The organism is Allorhizocola rhizosphaerae (assembly GCF_003426775.1).
Classification (GTDB): domain Bacteria; phylum Actinomycetota; class Actinomycetes; order Mycobacteriales; family Micromonosporaceae; genus Allorhizocola; species Allorhizocola rhizosphaerae.
The window spans coordinates 1-16,446 of sequence record NZ_QJUG01000190.1 but is presented as its reverse complement, the minus strand read 5'-3'; the positions used below and the strand labels follow the sequence as shown (position 1 = coordinate 16,446).

General features: G+C 68.8%; 13 protein-coding genes. 4 read left to right on the top strand and 9 right to left on the bottom strand.

What is annotated here, in order from left to right:
- On the top strand, positions 1–3,484 hold a 3,484-nt coding region (locus DM816_RS31180; protein WP_117213955.1), incomplete at its 5' end, for a phospholipase A2.
- Between the two features lie 159 nt (positions 3,485–3,643).
- Here DM816_RS31180 and DM816_RS31175 read toward each other — a convergent pair.
- Positions 3,644–4,465: a MaoC/PaaZ C-terminal domain-containing protein gene (locus DM816_RS31175; protein WP_117213954.1), complete on the bottom strand. Its 822-nt coding sequence runs from the start codon at positions 4,463–4,465 to the stop codon at positions 3,644–3,646.
- Positions 4,466–6,010, bottom strand: a complete 1,545-nt coding sequence (locus DM816_RS31170) for an FAD-dependent oxidoreductase (protein WP_281274379.1) — start codon at positions 6,008–6,010, stop codon at positions 4,466–4,468.
- 22 nt (positions 6,011–6,032) lie between these two features.
- Here DM816_RS31170 and DM816_RS31165 point away from each other — a divergent pair, with 22 nt between their 5' ends.
- Positions 6,033–7,583: an FAD-binding protein gene (locus DM816_RS31165; protein ID WP_117213953.1), complete on the top strand. Its 1,551-nt coding sequence runs from the start codon at positions 6,033–6,035 to the stop codon at positions 7,581–7,583.
- Positions 7,584–7,766: 183 nt separating this feature from the next.
- Here the strand turns inward: DM816_RS31165 and DM816_RS31160 are convergent, their stop codons facing one another.
- From DM816_RS31160 to DM816_RS31135, 6 genes are all read right to left on the bottom strand, one after another.
- Positions 7,767–8,924 (bottom strand): lipid-transfer protein, encoded by a 1,158-nt coding sequence (locus DM816_RS31160; protein ID WP_117213952.1) that lies wholly within the window; start codon positions 8,922–8,924, stop codon positions 7,767–7,769.
- 85 nt (positions 8,925–9,009) lie between these two features.
- Complete coding sequence (locus DM816_RS31155) at positions 9,010–9,363, bottom strand: MaoC family dehydratase (protein WP_162908024.1); 354 nt, start codon at positions 9,361–9,363, stop codon at positions 9,010–9,012.
- Entirely contained in the window at positions 9,360–10,226 is an 867-nt protein-coding gene (locus tag DM816_RS31150) for a bifunctional MaoC family dehydratase N-terminal/OB-fold nucleic acid binding domain-containing protein (protein ID WP_246002459.1), read from the bottom strand. Before DM816_RS31150 ends, DM816_RS31155 begins: the two co-directional genes overlap by 4 nt.
- A 126-nt stretch (positions 10,227–10,352) precedes the next feature.
- Positions 10,353–11,468: an acyl-CoA dehydrogenase family protein gene (locus DM816_RS31145; RefSeq protein ID WP_117213950.1), complete on the bottom strand. Its 1,116-nt coding sequence runs from the start codon at positions 11,466–11,468 to the stop codon at positions 10,353–10,355.
- Positions 11,449–12,327 carry an acyl-CoA dehydrogenase family protein gene (locus tag DM816_RS31140; protein ID WP_117213949.1) on the bottom strand — a complete coding sequence of 293 codons (879 nt, stop codon included), beginning with the start codon at positions 12,325–12,327 and terminating at the stop codon, positions 11,449–11,451. Before DM816_RS31140 ends, DM816_RS31145 begins: the two co-directional genes overlap by 20 nt.
- Positions 12,327–14,033, bottom strand: a complete 1,707-nt coding sequence (locus DM816_RS31135; RefSeq protein ID WP_170318895.1) for an acyl-CoA dehydrogenase family protein — start codon at positions 14,031–14,033, stop codon at positions 12,327–12,329. Before DM816_RS31135 ends, DM816_RS31140 begins: the two co-directional genes overlap by 1 nt.
- Before the next feature lie 105 nt (positions 14,034–14,138).
- Here DM816_RS31135 and kstR point away from each other — a divergent pair, with 105 nt between their 5' ends.
- Both kstR and DM816_RS31125 read left to right on the top strand, forming a co-directional pair.
- Positions 14,139–14,759 (top strand): cholesterol catabolism transcriptional regulator KstR, encoded by a 621-nt coding sequence (gene kstR / locus DM816_RS31130; RefSeq protein WP_117213948.1) that lies wholly within the window; start codon positions 14,139–14,141, stop codon positions 14,757–14,759.
- A 371-nt stretch (positions 14,760–15,130) separates the two neighbouring features.
- Positions 15,131–15,727: a dihydrofolate reductase family protein gene (locus DM816_RS31125; RefSeq protein ID WP_117213947.1), complete on the top strand. Its 597-nt coding sequence runs from the start codon at positions 15,131–15,133 to the stop codon at positions 15,725–15,727.
- A 56-nt stretch (positions 15,728–15,783) separates the two neighbouring features.
- On the opposite strand, the gene DM816_RS31120 is transcribed toward DM816_RS31125, so the two are convergent.
- Positions 15,784–16,218, bottom strand: coding sequence for a type II toxin-antitoxin system Rv0910 family toxin (locus DM816_RS31120; protein WP_117213946.1), 435 nt, complete (start codon positions 16,216–16,218; stop codon positions 15,784–15,786).
- Positions 16,219–16,446: the final 228 nt, after the last annotated feature.

The window sequence follows — 16,446 nt, the reverse complement described above, 5'->3', positions numbered from 1 at the left end:
GCGCCAGGCCCCGCCCGGCGCGCCGGGCGGCCTGTCCGCGACGGCCAACGGCGACGCCAGCGTCACCCTCACCTGGACGTCCACCGGGGACAACACGTGGTACTGGGTGTATCAGCGTGATGTGACGGCCGCCGAGACCGACTTCAAACGACTGGAGTATCCGGTCACCGAGGGCACGACCGCCCGGCCCGGCGGTCTGATCGCCGGAAACGAATACGAATTTGCCGTCTCGGGCATCAACGCGGCCGGTGAGGGGCCGCGCACCGCGCCCGTGCGGGCGATCGCCCGGCACGACAAGCCCGGCGCCCCAACGGGTCTGACGGCGGTGCCCAATGGGGACGGCAGCATCAGCCTGACCTGGACCTCGCCGGAACCCGGCCTCTGGTTCTGGGTGTACCAGCGCGACGTCACCGCCGGCGAGACCGAGCTCAAGCGGCTGGAGCTGCCGGTAACCGAGGGCACGTCGGCACGCCCCGGCCTGCTGACGCACGGCCACGAGTACGAGTTCGCCGTCGCCTCGATCAACGGCGCGGGCGACGGCCCGCTCAGCGCGGCGGCACGGGCGACCGCACGCTACGACCTGCCCGGCGTGCCAGCGGGTTTGCAGGCCACGGCGGGCGACGGCCAGGTGAGCCTGAGCTGGACCGCCCCGGCCCCCAGTCTGTGGTACTGGGTGTACTACCGGGACGTCACGGCGGGCGACACCGAGTTCTCCAAGTCCGCCTACCCGGTGACCGAAGGTCCAAACGCGACACTCGGCCTGCTCGCCAACGGCCACGAATACGAGTTCAAAGTGTCGGCGGTCAACAGCGCAGGCGAGGGAGCCGCCAGCACGACCGTGCGCGCCAAGCCGATGCCACCGCTGCCCGCACGGGTGACCGGGCTGACCGCGACCGCCAATGACGCCGGAGGCGTGGCGCTGAGCTGGACCGCACCTGGGCCCGACCTCTACTACTGGATCTATCAGCGGGACGTGACGGCCGGGGAGGCAGACTTCACCCGGCTGGCCTATCCGACCGCCGAAACGAGCTTCACCGCCGGCGGGCTCGCGCATGGGCACGCGTATGAGTTCACCGTCGCGGGCACAAACCTGGCCGGTGACGGGCCGAATGCGACACCCGTGCGGGCCACAGCGCATTACGCATTGCCCGCGGCGCCGACCAACCTGCGCGGGCAGACCGCGGGCGACGGCACGGTGAGCCTGACCTGGGACGCGCCCAGCGAGGGGCTGTGGTTCTGGGTGTACCAGCGCGACGTGACCGCCGGCCAGGCCGACTTCACGCGCGGCGTCTACCCCGCGACCACGACCTCGGCGAGCAGCGGCGCGCTCGTGCACGGCCACGTGTACGAGTTCAAGGTGACCGCGATCAACGGGGGCGGCGAGGGGCCGGCCTCGGCCACGATCCAGATCACCGCGCAGGGCGGGCTGCCGCAGGCGCCCACCAACCTCGTCGCCATCGCGGGCAACAAGGAGGTCCGCCTGACGTGGACGGCGAGCCCGACGCCGAACGTCTACTACTGGGTGTACTTCCGCGAGGCGTCCAGCGGGCAGGGATTCACCCGCGCGGAATATCCGACGACCTCGACCTCCGCCACGATGGGCTGGCTCACCAACGGGCGCGAGTACGAGTTCAAGGTCACGGCCGCCAACTCGGCGGGCGACAGCCCGGCGTCCAATGTGGTCAAGGCGCGGCCGATGCCGCCCGCGCCCACCGCGCCGACCGGGCTCACCGCCATCGCCGATGACGGCAAGGTCGGGCTGGCCTGGCAGATGAACGAGAGCGCGGAGCGGTACAACATCTATCTGCGGGACATCACGGCCGGGCAGACCGCGTGGACGAAGCTGCCCTACTCGGTCCCCGAGTGGTGGCACACCGTCAAGGGGCTGACCAACGGGCACCGCTACGAGTTCCGCGTCACGTCGGTCAACCCGACCGGCGAAAGCGGACCGTCCAATGTGGTCACCTCGACGCCGGTGCCGCCCGCGCCGCAGGCGCCGACCGGGCTGACCGCCGTGGCGGGCAACGGCGAGGTACGCCTGTCGTGGAATCCGAGCCCGTCGGGCAACGTGTACTACTGGGTGTATTTCCGCCCGCAGGGCCAGACGGATTGGTACTACTACCAATATCCGACCACGCAGACCACGTTCACGGCCAAGCCGCTGTGGAACGGTTTCTGGGTCGAGTTCAAGGTGACGGCGGCCAACCTCGGCGGGCAGAGCGGCTTCTCCAACACCGTGCGGGCCACGCCGTTCTACCCCCCGCCGGCCGCGCCGACCGGGCTGAGCGCGGTGGCGGGCAACGGCCAGGTGACGCTGACGTGGAACGCGAGCTCGACGCGGGACGTGTACTACTGGGTGTACTTCCGGCCGCAGGGCCACGCGAACTGGTACTACTTCAAATACCCGGTGTCCGGCACGCGCTACGTAGCCACCGGGTTGCTCAACAACTTCCGCTACGAGTTCAAGGTGACGGCGGCCAACCTCGGCGGGCAGAGCGGGTTCTCCAATACCGTTGCCGCGACACCGTTCATGCCGCTGCCCGCGGCGCCCACGGGCCTGCACGCCGTCGCCGGTGACGGGCAAGTCACGCTGACCTGGAACCCGAGCTCCTCCGGAAACGTGTACTACTGGGTGTACTTCCGGCCGCAGGGCCACGCGAACTGGTACTACTTCCAGTACCCGGTGTCCGGCACGCGCTACGTAGCCACCGGGTTGCTCAACGGGTACACGTACGAGTTCAAGGTGACCGCGGCCAACCTCGCGGGCCAGAGCGGATATTCCAACACGGTCAGCGCCCGCCCGATCCCACCGCCGCCATACGTGCCCACCCTGCGGGCCTCCGCGGAGGCCGGGAAGGTGGTGCTGCGGTGGCAGTGCACCCTGTTCCCGGGTGGTGTGGTGGCACTGTGGATCGAACACCGGATCAACGGCGGGGCGTGGCGGCGCACGACCTACCCGGTGTGGCACAACATCGGCCTGTGCGACCAGTCGTTCGACTTCGACACGCGGGCCTTCGCCAAGGGCCAGCTCATCGAGTTCCGTCTCGTCGCCGAGCGCATCACCACCTCGGTGTCCAATGTGGCCGCGGCGCGCGTGCTGCTGTCGCGGTGGTCCGCCTACATGCTGATGACCGAGCCCACTGGTCACGGTCGCAGCCAGTTCTGGGAGGGCAAGCGGGGCAACGCCTATCGCGAGACGGGATACTGGTTCGACTGGTCCGACAACGGCTGCAGCAACTCGCCGGACCGGCCCAACGGCTGGGACTTCGTGTCCGGGTGCGTTCGGCACGACTTCGGCTACGGCAACCATCGGGCGGTCGGCATGAGCAGTGAGCAGAATCGCCACCGGATCGACTACACGCTGCTGTGGGATCTGCACAACGTTTGCGCGGCAACGGGTTCCGACAGGGAAGACTGCAACAACTGGGCGGCCCTCTACTACTCCATGGTCCGCCAGTTCGGAAGTGGCGCATGGAACGAGTGATGCTCGTCGTTGCGCTTCTTACCGGGGCGGTGTTCGCCAACACTCGCGCAACACCCGAGCCACCACGGCCCCGATCTCGTTCCGGCTCGCGATCGATCGGGCCAACCGCGGGGGCGCACTGCAGCGTGAGCAAGCCCCTGCCGCCTGAGCCGGTGACCTTCAGGTTGTCCGGATCACCGTGTCCGACAGGGCCGGTGCGTTGTCGCGCTCGGGGACGGTCGTGGTCAGCGTGAGCGTGTCGCGGTCGGCCCAGACCTGCGTGCGCAGCGTCTCGCCCGGGAACACCACGCCCGCGAACCGGGTCGAATACGAGACCACCCGGTTCACCTCGCCGCCCAGCACCGAGTCGATGACCGCCTTGCACACCACGCCATAGGTGCACAGCCCGTGCAGGATCGGCCGCGGGAACCCGGCCATCGCCGCGAACCCGGGATCCACGTGCAGCGGATTGCGGTCGCCCAGCAGCCGATACAGCAGCGCCTGTTCCGGCCAGGTGCGCGCGACGATCTCGTGGTCGGGTGCTCGGTCCGGCGGTTCGGCCTTGGTGGACGGTCCGCGCTCACCGCCGAACCCGCCCTCGCCCTTGACGAAGATGCTGATGCGCGAGGTGAAATACTCGCACTCGGTCTCGGTCACGATGATGGCCGCCGATCCCTTGTCGTAAACGTCGGCGACCCGTGATGTGGCCACGGCGGACCCGTTGGGCGGCAAAGGCTTGTGCATGACGAGCTCCTGCCGGCCGTGCAGGGCCGACACGAGGTCGACGTCGATGCCGGGCATTCGCAACACCGGCGCTTGCGTGTCGCGCAGGGTCGGGATGACCATCGCGAACGTGGGCAGCACGACCAGGTCGCGCTCATAGACGTACGGCAGTTCGCTCGCGCCGAGCGCGAGATGGTAGAGCAGCACGTCCGACTCCGACCAGTCCAGCGTGCGTGACGGAAGCGGCGCGCCGATGGCGACGGCGGGATCGATGGGCATTCATTCCCCCAACATGTCCAAGACAGCCAGATATCCGAACGTCATCGCGGGCGCGATGGTGGCACCCGCCCCGGCGTAGCTTCGGCCCATGACGGCCGCACTCGCGTTGCCGGCCGCATACAGCCCGGCGATAGGCGTCCCGTCGGGGCGCAGCACCCGCGCCCGCTCATCGGTCACCAGCCCGCCCTTCGTGCCGAGATCTCCAGGCACGATTTTGAACGCGTAGAAAGGCGGTTTGGCGATCGGGCCCAGGCACGGATTGGGGCGGGTGCGCGGATCGCCGTAGTACCTGTCGTAGGCCGACTCGCCGCGCCCGAAGTCACTGTCCACACCGGACGCCGCGAACTCGTTGAACCGGGCGACGGTCTTGGCAAGGCCCGGCAGGCCCAGATCGTCGAGCGTCTGCCCGCGCACCAGCACTCCCGACTGGTACCAACGCCTAGGAAAAGGTTGCCGCGGCGCCAGGCCCGCGAAAAGGTAGCGGTTGCGATACCTTTGATCAAAAACCAGCCATGACGGTACCGCTTCGCGCTCCAGCTGCGCATGCACGGCATCGATGTACGGGGCCGACTCGTTGCCGAACCGCTGCCCGGCCGCGTCCACGATGATCGACCCTGGCAGGCTGCGCTCGGCGAGACAGAAATACGGCCGCCCCGGCAGCGGGACCGTCGGCCCCCACCACGCCTCGTCCATGAGCTCGACCGCGGCGCCCTTCGCGACCCCCGCCCGGATGCCGTCGCCCGTGTTGGACGCGGCCGCGACGGTCCAGTCGGTCCCCACCTTCTGATATTCCGTCCGCATGGCGAGGCTGTGCTCGAACCCGCCGGATGCGAGCAGCACACCCCGGCGGGCCTTGAACCGCCCGTTGACCACACCGTCCGCAAGCGACTCCAGCGGCGTGCCCAGCAGTACGGGCACGTCGAGCGCCCGCAGTCCCGCGCGCAGCCCGGCGGCCAGGGCCTGCCCCATGCCCAGCATCCGCTGCCCGAGCGCCTTGGCCACGGCCGCACGCGCAGCGAGCTTGCCCGCCACATACGCCGAGCGCGGGTGACGCACGCCCAGGCTCAGCCACTTGTAATCCTTGGCCGTCACGGTCAGCCCGTGCGTCGGGATGTACGGCGGCGCGAGCTCGCCCAGGCTCTCGCCCAACACCCGCCGTCCATCGAGCGGCACCGGCTCGAACGTGCGCCCCAGCACGAGCCCACCGGGCAGCTCCGGATAGTAGTCGGGATAGCCTCGTACCCACTGAAAACGAAGCGGCGTCGCAGACTTCACCAGTGCGAGCATCGCGGCCGCATGCCTCACGAATGCCTCGCGCCGTGCCGGAGCCACGTCGGGCGCGACATGCGAAAGATAGAGTGTTGCCTGTTCGTCGTCGGCGCGCGGGATCCAGATGCCGCCGCCGGAGCGGGCCGTCGAGCCACCGAACCGGTCGGCCTTCTCCAGCACGACGACGGACAGGCCGTGGCGTGCGGCGGTCAGGGCCGCCGTCATCCCGGCCGCCCCGCTGCCGATGACGACGACGTCGTACTCAACAATCGTCACTAGAACAGGTTATAGTTTTTTGATGCGGCTGCAAGCGGACGTTGTGGTGGTGGGATTCGGTGCGGCTGGCGCGTGCGCCGCACTGGAAGCTGCTGAAACAGGTTCTGACGTGATCTTGCTGGACCGGTTCGGCGGGGGCGGTGCCACGGCCCTGTCCGGCGGGGTCGTCTACGCCGGTGGCGGCACGCGGCAGCAGCGCGAGGCGGGCGTGGCCGACAGCGCGGACGCGATGTACGCCTACTTGCGCACCGAGGTCGGCGACGCGGTTTCGCACAAGACCCTGCGCGATTTTTGCGACTCCAGTGTGGAGATGATGGAATGGCTTGAGACGCAGGGGGTTCCGTTCAGCGCGGCGCTGTGCCCGGACAAGACGTCCTATCCCACCAACCGCCACTACCTCTACTATTCGGGCAGCGAGCTGGCCGCACGCGAGGTCGCCCCGCCCGCGCCGCGCGGCCATCGCACCCACGGCCCCGGCACGTCGGGTCGCCTCTTCTACCAGAGGCTTGCCGATGCCGTGCGCGCCAGAGGAATACGCGTGCTACCCCAGACGACAGCGGTCTCGCTAATCTCGGAGGAGGACGGACGGGTCACAGGCGTCGAATGCCGTCAACTCCACAGCCGCCTGCATCTCTGGCTCACCCGCCTCGCGGCAAAACCATATCTCTACGTCCCGAAACTGGGCCGCCTGTTACACAAACCCGTCGCATGGCTGGAAAAACGCTACAGCCGTCCAATCACGATAGTCGCGCGCCAGGGCGTCATCCTCGCGGCCGGCGGATTCGTCAACAACCGCAACATGATGCGCCGGCACGCGCCCGCCTGTCGCGGTGGCCTCCCGCTCGGTACCCCCGCAGACGACGGCAGCGGCATCACCCTCGGCACGACGGCCGGAGCTGCCACCGCCCACCTCGACCGCGTCTCCGTCTGGCGATTCATCACCCCGCCCTCGGCCCTGCTCAAGGGCATCCTCGTCGACCGGGCCGGGCGGCGCGTGTGCGACGAATCGCTCTACGGCGCGGCAATCGGCTCCGCCATCGTGTCCAAACACGACGGCGAGGCCTGGCTGCTGGTCGACAGCAAGGTCTTGCAGGAAGCACGCCAGCAGCTCAGGTCGCAAACCCTCTGGTTTCAAAGAATTCAGATGTGGTACCTGTTGAGCCGCGACCGGATCCAAGCGGCCACGCTGCGCGAGCTCGCAGCACGGGCCCGCATCGACGCCGAAACGCTCGCCGCCACGCTCGACACCTACAACACCGCGCCGGTTGACCCCATGGGCAAAGACCAGGCGTTCGCGCAACCCCTGGTGCAGCCGCCGTTCTCACTCATCGACTGCTCGATCCGCCCCCGCCCGGCCTATCCCGCGCCCATGCTGACCCTCGGCGGGCTCGTCGTGTCGGAGGAGTCGGGCCAGGTGCTGCGCCCCGACGGCACCCCCATCGCGGGCCTTTACGCGGCCGGGCGCACCGCCGTCGGTATCTGCTCCAACTCCTACCTCTCGGGCCTGTCCCTGGCCGACTGCGTCTACTCCGGCCGTCGCGCGGGCCGCCACGCCGGCGGCGCAAGCGAATAGTCCGTGCCCCGAACCAGCTGTAGGCCTCGCGCCCGAGCCGGACGCGGAGCCGTTTGCCGGGCACGGCACCCGTGGGCTCCACACGCCAGACGGCCAACCTCACCAGGCAGTCAGCCCGGCGCAAGCACCAGGCCCGCCCGCCGACACGCCGCGCCGGCGGTAGGCACATGCGCCGCCGGACGGTCAGCCCGGCGCCAGGATCAGGCCGCTCGTCGGCACACCCGTGCCGGCGGTCACGAGCACGTGCGCCGCCCCCGCCACCTGGTTGACCGCTGTGCCGCGCACCTGCCGCACGGCCTCGGCGATGCCGTTCATGCCGTGGATGTATGCCTCGCCGAGCTGCCCGCCGTGCGGGTTGACCGGCAGCCGCCCGCCCAGCTCGATAGCGCCGTCGGCGATGAAGTCCTTCGCCGCTCCGCGCTCGCAGAACCCCAGCTCCTCCAGCTGCATCAGCACATAGGGGGTGAAGTGGTCGTACAACACCGCGACGTCCACATCGGACGGGCCCATCCCGGCCTGCCGCCACAGCTGTCGCCCTACCACGCCCATCTCCGGCAGCCCGGTCAGGTCATCGCGGTAGTAGCTGGTCATCACGTATTGGTCCGGGCCGCTCCCCTGCGCCGCTGCCCGCACGACCGCCGGGCGCTGCGCCAGATCGCGCGCCCGTTCCAGCGAGGTGACCACGATCGCCACCGCGCCGTCGCTCTCCTGGCAGCAGTCCAGCAGCCGCAACGGTTCCGCGATCCAGCGCGAGGCCTGATGGTCGTCGAGCGTGATGGGCCGGCCGTAGAACCACGCGTTGGGGTTGGTGGCCGCGTGCCTGCGGTCGGCCACCGCCACCCGGCCGAAGTCGGCACTGGTCGCGCCGAACTCGTGCATGTATCGCCGGGCGGCCATCGCCACGGTCGCGGCCGGCGTGCCCAGCCCCATCGGGTAGTGCCAGCCGTTGTCCACACCGGACGACGTGGGCGCGGTCGCCGCGGCCACCGACACCTGGCCGAACCGGTGCCCGGACCGCTCGTTCAACGCGCGGTAGCACACCACGACCTCGGCGGCCCCCGTTGCCACAGCCATCGCGGCCTGCTGCACGGTCGCGCACGCCGCGCCGCCGCCATAGGCGATCCGGCTGAAGAACGTGAGTGACGGGATGCCCACCTCGCGCGCGACCGCGATCTCCGCGTTGGCGTCCATGGCGAACGTCACCAGGCCGTCCACATCGGACGGGCTGAGCCCCGCGTCGGCCAGCGCTGCCCGCACCGCCTCGGCGGCCAGCTGAAGCTCGCTGCGCCCGGAATCCTTCGAGAACTCGGTGGCGCCAATGCCCACGATCGCCGCGCTCATGCCGAAACCTCCGGTTTCGCTTGGCGGAGCCTCGTTTCGGCATGAGCGAGTCCCAATCTCACGATTCGCTCGGGCAGGCCCTCGCTCATGCCAGCGTCACCTCCGCCGTCACATGCGCCCCCAGCGAGTTGGTGCCGACCACCTCGATCACCGACTCGGACACCACCCGCCCGGTGAACGTCAGCGTCTCTCCCGCATAACACGGCACGCCCAACCGCAGCGAAATCGATCGCACCACGGCCGATGGCCCCGCCCAATCCGTCACGTATCGCTGCACGAGCCCCGTCGTCGTCAGGATGTTGAGGAAGATGTCCTTCGAGCCGCGCGCCACGGCCGCGTCGCGATCGTGGTGCACGTCTTGGAAGTCGCGCGTCGCCAACGCCGTCGAGACGATGAGCGTCGGCGTCACCTCGATGCTCAACGGTGGAAGGGTGGTCATGCCGCCGCCTCCCATGCCGGCAGGTGGAATCCGCCCACCCGCACAAACGTGCACCTGACCGGCCGCCCAATCTCGACGGACTCGCCCAGGAACTCGCCGAGCACCCGGACTCCCTCGGGCAGCTCGACCAGTGCCACCACGAACGGCAGGCGCTTGCCCGGCACGGGCGGATGGTGGTGCACCACATAGCTGTAAACCGTCCCCGCACCCTCGGACACCACGAAGCCCATCGACGTCGCACCGCACGCGGGACACATCGGACCCGGCGGGTGCCGCAGCCGCCCGCACGCCTCACACCGCTGGATGCGCAGCTGCCCGGCGGCCGTGCCCTCCCAGAAGAACGCGGTGTCCCTCGACACCACCGGCGTGATCGGACTCGCCGCGGCTGCTTGAGGCCTTGGCTGATACTTCAAAATGCGGAACAGCATCGTGGCGACCGGCTCCTCGCCGGAGAACCACGTGCTCTCGGTGGTGACAAACCACCCCACGCCCAACGACGTCTTCTTCGGACCCACCACATCGGACAGCCGGCTGCGCACGGTCAGCAGCTCGCCCACCTTGAGCGCCCGATGATAGGTCTGCTCGCAATTGGTCGCGACCACGGAGGTGAAGCCCGCCTCGTCCAGCACGGCCGACATCGCGTGCAGCGGATCGTCGGGCTGCGGCGCGGGGTGCAGCCCGCGCATCGTCCAGACCTGCACCATCGCGGGCGGCGCGAGCCCTTCCCGGTAGGCCGGGTGGGTATCGCCCATCGCCTCCACCCAATTATTGATCATTGGCTGGTTGACCGGGTCGCGCGCCACGCGCTCGCCGCACCACCCCAGAGCCTTCAGCCGATCCGTCTCCTCCAAAATCCGGCTCAATGGCGTCCCTCCGCTTCGCCCCACGGCGCTTGCCAACCGATCCCCTCAGGCAAGCTCTCACTCATGGGCGTCCCTCCGCTTCGCCCCACGGCGCATGCCAACCGATCCCCTCAGGCAAGCCCTCGCTCATCGCGGCACCCTCGGCAATCCGAGCCCAGCAGTCGCGATCAACTCCCGCTGGATCTCATTCACCCCACCGCCAAAGGTGAGCACCAGATTGCGCTTGAGCTGAATGTCGAGCCAGTGCGCCAGCTCCGACCCCGGATCGTGCCGGCACACCAGGTCATAGAGCTCCTGGCCGATCCACTGCAGCTGCTCGGAGCTGAACACCTTGGTGGCGGAGGCGCCCGCGACGTCCAAAGTCTCCGAAGACGCGACCTGCCAGTTGAGCAACTCGTTGACCCGCATGGTGACCCGGACCCGCTGCAGCACGTCGTCGCCCACGCCTCGCGCCCGCGCCCACTCGCTCACCCGGTCGTAGAGTGCCGCGATCCGCCCGGCCGGGCCGAGCATCACGCGCTCGTGGTTGAGCTGGGTCGTGATCAGCCGCCAACCGTCGTTTTCCTCACCCACCAACATGTCCACCGGCACGCGCACGTCGGACAGATAAACCGAGTTGACGTGGTGGGCGCCGTCGGAGGTGATGATGGGCGTCCACGAAAAGCCGGGCGCGTCGGTCGGCACGATGATGATGGACAGCCCGCGATGCCGCTGTGCCGAAGGGTCGGTGCGGCACGCGAGCCACACATAGTCGGCCGCGTGCGCCCCCGTCGTGAACGTCTTGTGTCCATTGACGACATAGCAATCGCCGTCGCGCACGGCCCGGGTGCGCAGCGACGCCAGGTCGGTGCCCGCCTCCGGCTCCGTGTAGCCGATCGCGAAGTGCAGCTCCCCCGCCAGGATGCGCGGCAGGAAGAACTCCTTCTGTGCCTGCGTGCCATGGGTTTGCAGGGTCGGACCGACCGTCTGCAGCGTGACCGCGGGCAGCGGCACGTCGGCCCGCGCCGCCTCGTTGACGAAAATCTGCTGCTCCAGCTGGCCGAAGCCGCGCCCGCCAAACTCCGCCGGCCAGCCGACGCCCAGCCACCCGTCGCGCCCCATGCGCCGCACGATCGCCTTGTAGGCCGGACCGTGCCGGTCGTGCAGCATCGCCTCGCGCTCCTGCGGCGAGATCAGCGTCGAAAAGTATTGCCGCAGCTCGGTTTGCAGCGCGACCTGCGCCTCAGTAAGCCCGATGAACATGCCCCACCAGCTTCCTGAGCATTGCCGAATAGCGGTGCAGCGGATAGCTCACGTCGAGCCCCAGCCCGCCGTGCAGGTGATGACACGTGCGCATCGCGGGCGGGCCCTCGCGGGCGAGCCACGCCGCCGCCACCGCCACATCCTCCGCATTGAGACACGCCGCCAGGGCGGCCAGATGCATGGTGCGCGAGGCGATGTAGACATCGGCGATCTGCTGGGCCACCGCCTGGAACGCCGCCAGCGGCCGGCCAAACTGCTTGCGCTGCGCCACATGCGCGGCAGTGAGCTCCAGCGCCCCGCGCAGCAGCCCGTCACCCATCGCGCACACCCCGGCGATCGCGAACCGCCGCAGGTCGCCGTCGAACACCGCCACAGGCACTGCCCCATCCAGCCGCACCACACCATCCGGCGACACAACGGCGCCATCGCCACCCGGATCCACCACCGCGATCCGCGGACCCACCTGAACCAGCAGCCGATAGGCCGTTGCCGCGCAAGGACTCTGTGACACACCGGAAATGCCGCCATCCCGGTATGACATTTTTCCGAGTACCCCGGTGAGCTCCCGATTGTCCAACAACTCCGCCTGCACGTCCTTCGGCGCGAACGTCGCGACCGGCAGCACGCCCATCGCGAGCATCGACAGCGCGGGCACGTCGGTCGCCCGCCGCCCGATCTCGGTCAGCACCACCGCGACCTCCGGCAGGCCCAACCCCTCGCCGCCCAGCCACTGCGGCACGGCAAGCGACAGCATGCCCGCCTCGCCCAGCGCCTTCCACGGGTCGTCGCCCGCATTGGCCAGCACGTCACTGGTCACCTGCGCGATGACCCGCTGAGTCTCGTCATAGGAGAAATCCATCACCGCGCCTCATCCTTCGGCAGCCCCAACACCCGCTCTCCCACCAAATTCATCAAGACTTGACTGGTACCGCCTGCGATGCTCAAACACCGGGTCAGCAGGAACTGATACGACTTCTCCCCCTCGCACAGCCCGCCCGCGCCCTGCAGCACCAGATCCGCCTCGGCCACGGCCTGCCGCTGCCGCACGCCAATCAGTTTGCGCACCGCCGCGTTCGCGCCGCGGGTGTCCAAAAGCGACAGTGCCTGCCCCTCAACCACCAACCCGCCCAGCACATCCAGGTCGTCGTGCTCGCGCAGCAGGGCCTCCACGTCGTCACCCAGCGACGAGCCGCGGCTCATCGCCACCCGCTCGCTGGCCAGCGTGCCCATCGCGATGCGCCAACCCTCGCCGGGGTCGCCGATGACACAGTCGTCGGCCACGAACACATCGTCCAAAAAGACCTCGTTGAACACGGCCCGCCCCGTGATCTCCCGCAACGGCCGAATCTCGATGCCAGGACTGCGCATGTCCACCAGGAAATAGGTGATGCCCCTGTGCTTAGGTGCCCCAAAATCGGTGCGCGCCAAGCAGATCGCCCAGTCAGCTTCCCGCGCCAGCGACGTCCACACCTTCTGCCCGGTCAGCCTCCAGCCGCCCTCGACCCGCTCAGCCCGGGTCCGCAGCGACGCCAGATCCGACCCGGCCTCAGGTTCGCTGAACAGCTGGCACCACGCGATGTCCCCGCGCGTGAACCGCTCCTTCTGCTCCGGCGTCCCGTGGGCCAGCACGGTCGGCACGGCCCACCCGGCGATCCCGCGATCCTCACCGGCCGGCGGCATCGCCAGCGTGCGCCGCATCCCGCCCTTCGCGAGCGAGGCGGCCCGCCGACGCCATCCGGTCCCGAGCATCTGGCGCAACGCCAGCGCACGCCTCAGATACAGGTGTGCGTCGTGCTCCCACGTAAACCCGATCCCGCCCAGCACCTGGATGCAGTCCTTGGCGTTTTCGACCGCCGCGTCCACCGCCACGGCCGCTGCGACGGCGGCAGCCAGCGGGAGTTCGTGTGGTGCCTCGTCCACCGCGCGGGCCGCGTCCCAGGCGACCGCCGCAGCCTGCTCCGACCGGCACAGCATCTGCGCGCACACATGCTTGACTGCCTGGAACGCCCCGATCGGACGGCCGAACTGCACCCGCACCTTGGCATAGTCGGCAGCCGTGCGTACGCACCATCCCGCGACCCCGGACGCCTCGACCGCGCACATCACCGCGAGCAGGTCCCCGAACACCGGTTCGCCGCCGTCATCCATGCGCCGGAGCCCGCGGCTGAAATCGACCGGCTGCACCGGCAAAACCTCCGGCCGGCCGAGCTCACCCGAGGGCAGCAGCACGTCCGGCGCCTCGCCGAGCACGAACCCGTGTCCAATCGCGACGGACATCCGCTCCACCGGCCGCGATCCGAGCACGACCTGCGCGAGCAACGTGGGCATCACCGGGCCCGGCACGAGCGCCTCGGTCACCGCCTCCAGCGCGGCCGCGAGGTCGGTGACGGACCCGTCCTCGACGATGGAGAACAGCCCGAGCCGCGCCAGCCCGTCCCCATGATCTGTGTCGTTGGACACGCCCGACTCGCGGTCACGCACCGCCTTGATCGTGCCGGCGTCCGCCGCCCACCCCAGAATGGACGCCCGGATGGCATGTTGTTCCTCGGTCTCGGCTATGGGCACAATCAGAATTAGAACACGTTTCAACTTTGGGTACCATACTGACGCTCAGATCTCGACCTTGGGCTTGCTAAGCTCGTGCTAGAACCGATCTCAGAAAGGTCCGTCATGCCGAGAGCCAGGTCGTCCGCCAACACCGCCGTGCTCAGCGCGCCCACCGAGGCCGAGTTAGGCTCGGCCGCCCAGCGGGACCGCCGCAAGCGAATCCTCGACGCGACGCTCGCGCTCGCCTCGCGTGGCGGATATGACGCGGTCCAGATGCGCGCGGTAGCGGAAAAAGCCGACGTGGCCCTGGGCACGCTCTACCGCTACTTCCCGTCCAAGATTCACCTGCTGATCTCCTGCCTGGCGCGGGAGTTCGAGCGGACGCAGGAGCGGATGGACCGCACGCCCCCGCCCGGCGACACGGCCTATGACCGCATGCTGTTCGTGCTCGGCCGGATCACCCGCGCGATGCAGCGCGACCCGCAGCTGACCGAGGCGATGACGCGTGCCTTCATGTTCGCCGACCCGTCGGCGGCGGCCGAGGTCAACACGGTCGCGCGGATGATGGAGCTCATGTTCACCCGGGCCATGCACGACGGCGAGCCCACGGAGGACGACAAGGCCATCGCGCGGGTCATCGGCGACGTGTGGCTGTCCAATCTGGTCGCCTGGGTGACCCGCCGTGCCTCCGCCAACGACGTCGTCAACCACCTCGAACTCGCTGCACGCCTCCTGCTGCGCTGACCCCGAATCTGTCTGGTATCGCTCCGGTGGCGGCGGGCCGGGCCGCCACACCGGGATCTCGGCCGGGTCGTGCTCCACGGCCTCGCGCAGCAGCCGATGCGCGAGCGCCACAGTCTCGCTCGCACCGCCGGATGCGCCCAGTGCCGCCGCACCCAATGCCGGTGGCGCGATGCGCAACTGGACCAGCTCGCCGGGATGCTGGGCACCTGATCGACCGCAAGGTCGTGGGGGCGGCGGACCCCACGTGATCGCCCGGCACGCGCCGCGAAGAAATCCGTTCAAGAATTTCGCGGCGCGTGTCGAAGGGCGACCGGCTCGTTCGACGCGTTGGTGTAAGCGAACACCGGCGCGAATTTTAAGGAGCGAGACCAATGAGCACTGTCTACACCGGCGCGAGCATGTCGATCGACGGGTTCATCGCGGGCCCCAACGAGACCGGATTCGAGCACCTCTTCCAGTGGTACAGCAATGGCGACGTGCCCCTGCCGACCGCCATGCCGGAGATGACGCTGCAGATGACCGAGGTGAGCCACCGTCATTTCAAGCACGTGGTCGACATGACGGGCGCGCTCGTGGTGGGGCGCAAGCTGTTTGACTTCACCAACGCGTGGGGCGGCAGGCACCCGATGGACGTGCCGGTCGTCGTGCTCACGCACAGCCTGCCGGACGGATGGGCGCAGGAGAATGAGAGCTTCGCGTTCGTGCACGACGGCATCGAGGCCGCGATCGCGAAGGCACGCGAGCTCGCGGGCGGCAAGGGGGTCGGACTCAACGGCGGCACGATCGCCTCGCAGGCCCTTGACGCCGGGCTCGTCGACGAGATCTACGTGGATCTCGTGCCGGTGTTGCTCGGCAGCGGCACGCCGTTCTTCGCGGGGCTCGCGTCCGCGCCGGTTCCGCTCGAAGGCCCGATATCTGTTGCCGAAGGAAAGGCCGTGACTCACCTGCGGTACCAAGTGAAAAAATAGAACAGGTTATAAAACGTGAGCGGGCCCTCGGAGCGAAGGGCCCGCCCAAAGTTCGGTCAACCGAGCAGAGCCGAAAACTTGGCCAGGGATTCCTTGGCCGCCACACCGGCGTTCTTCTCGGCCATCGCGGCCATCGGGCCGTTGAGCGCGGGGCCGTTGAACTCCATCTCGAAGGTGATGTCGGACCCGCCCGCCTCGGCCGGCGAGATCAGGAACCGATTGATCGCCTTGATCCCCATCGGGCCGTCGCCGGCGAGCTCCAGCTTGCCGGGCGCCTCGGCCGTGGTCACCTTCCAGGCGATGTCCGCGGGCATGCCCATCATCTTGACGCGCTGCTTGTAGGCAACGCCCGGCTCAAGGGTGGACGGGACGTCGCCGGTGAAGGCGTCGTGCATGGTGAGCCACTCTGCGTATCGCGGAAGATCGACGGCCAACTGCCAGGCCTGATCGGGGCCGGCGCCCGCTTGAACCGACGCGCTTACCTTCGGCATGTTGAGAAACCTCCTCCTAAAGAAGCTGAAACACATCATGCGCTCTTGAACGACAAAATGAAACCTGTTCTACTAATCGAATGCGGTTGACCCTTGTCGCAGTGATGGCGATTTGCCTCATGACGTCCGCTTGCGGCACGCAGCTGTCCAAGGAGCAACGCGACCAGGTCCTGGGTTCGGGCGGGGGCGGGGGGTCGGGCTCCCAGACCGGTGGCGGCGGGACGGGAG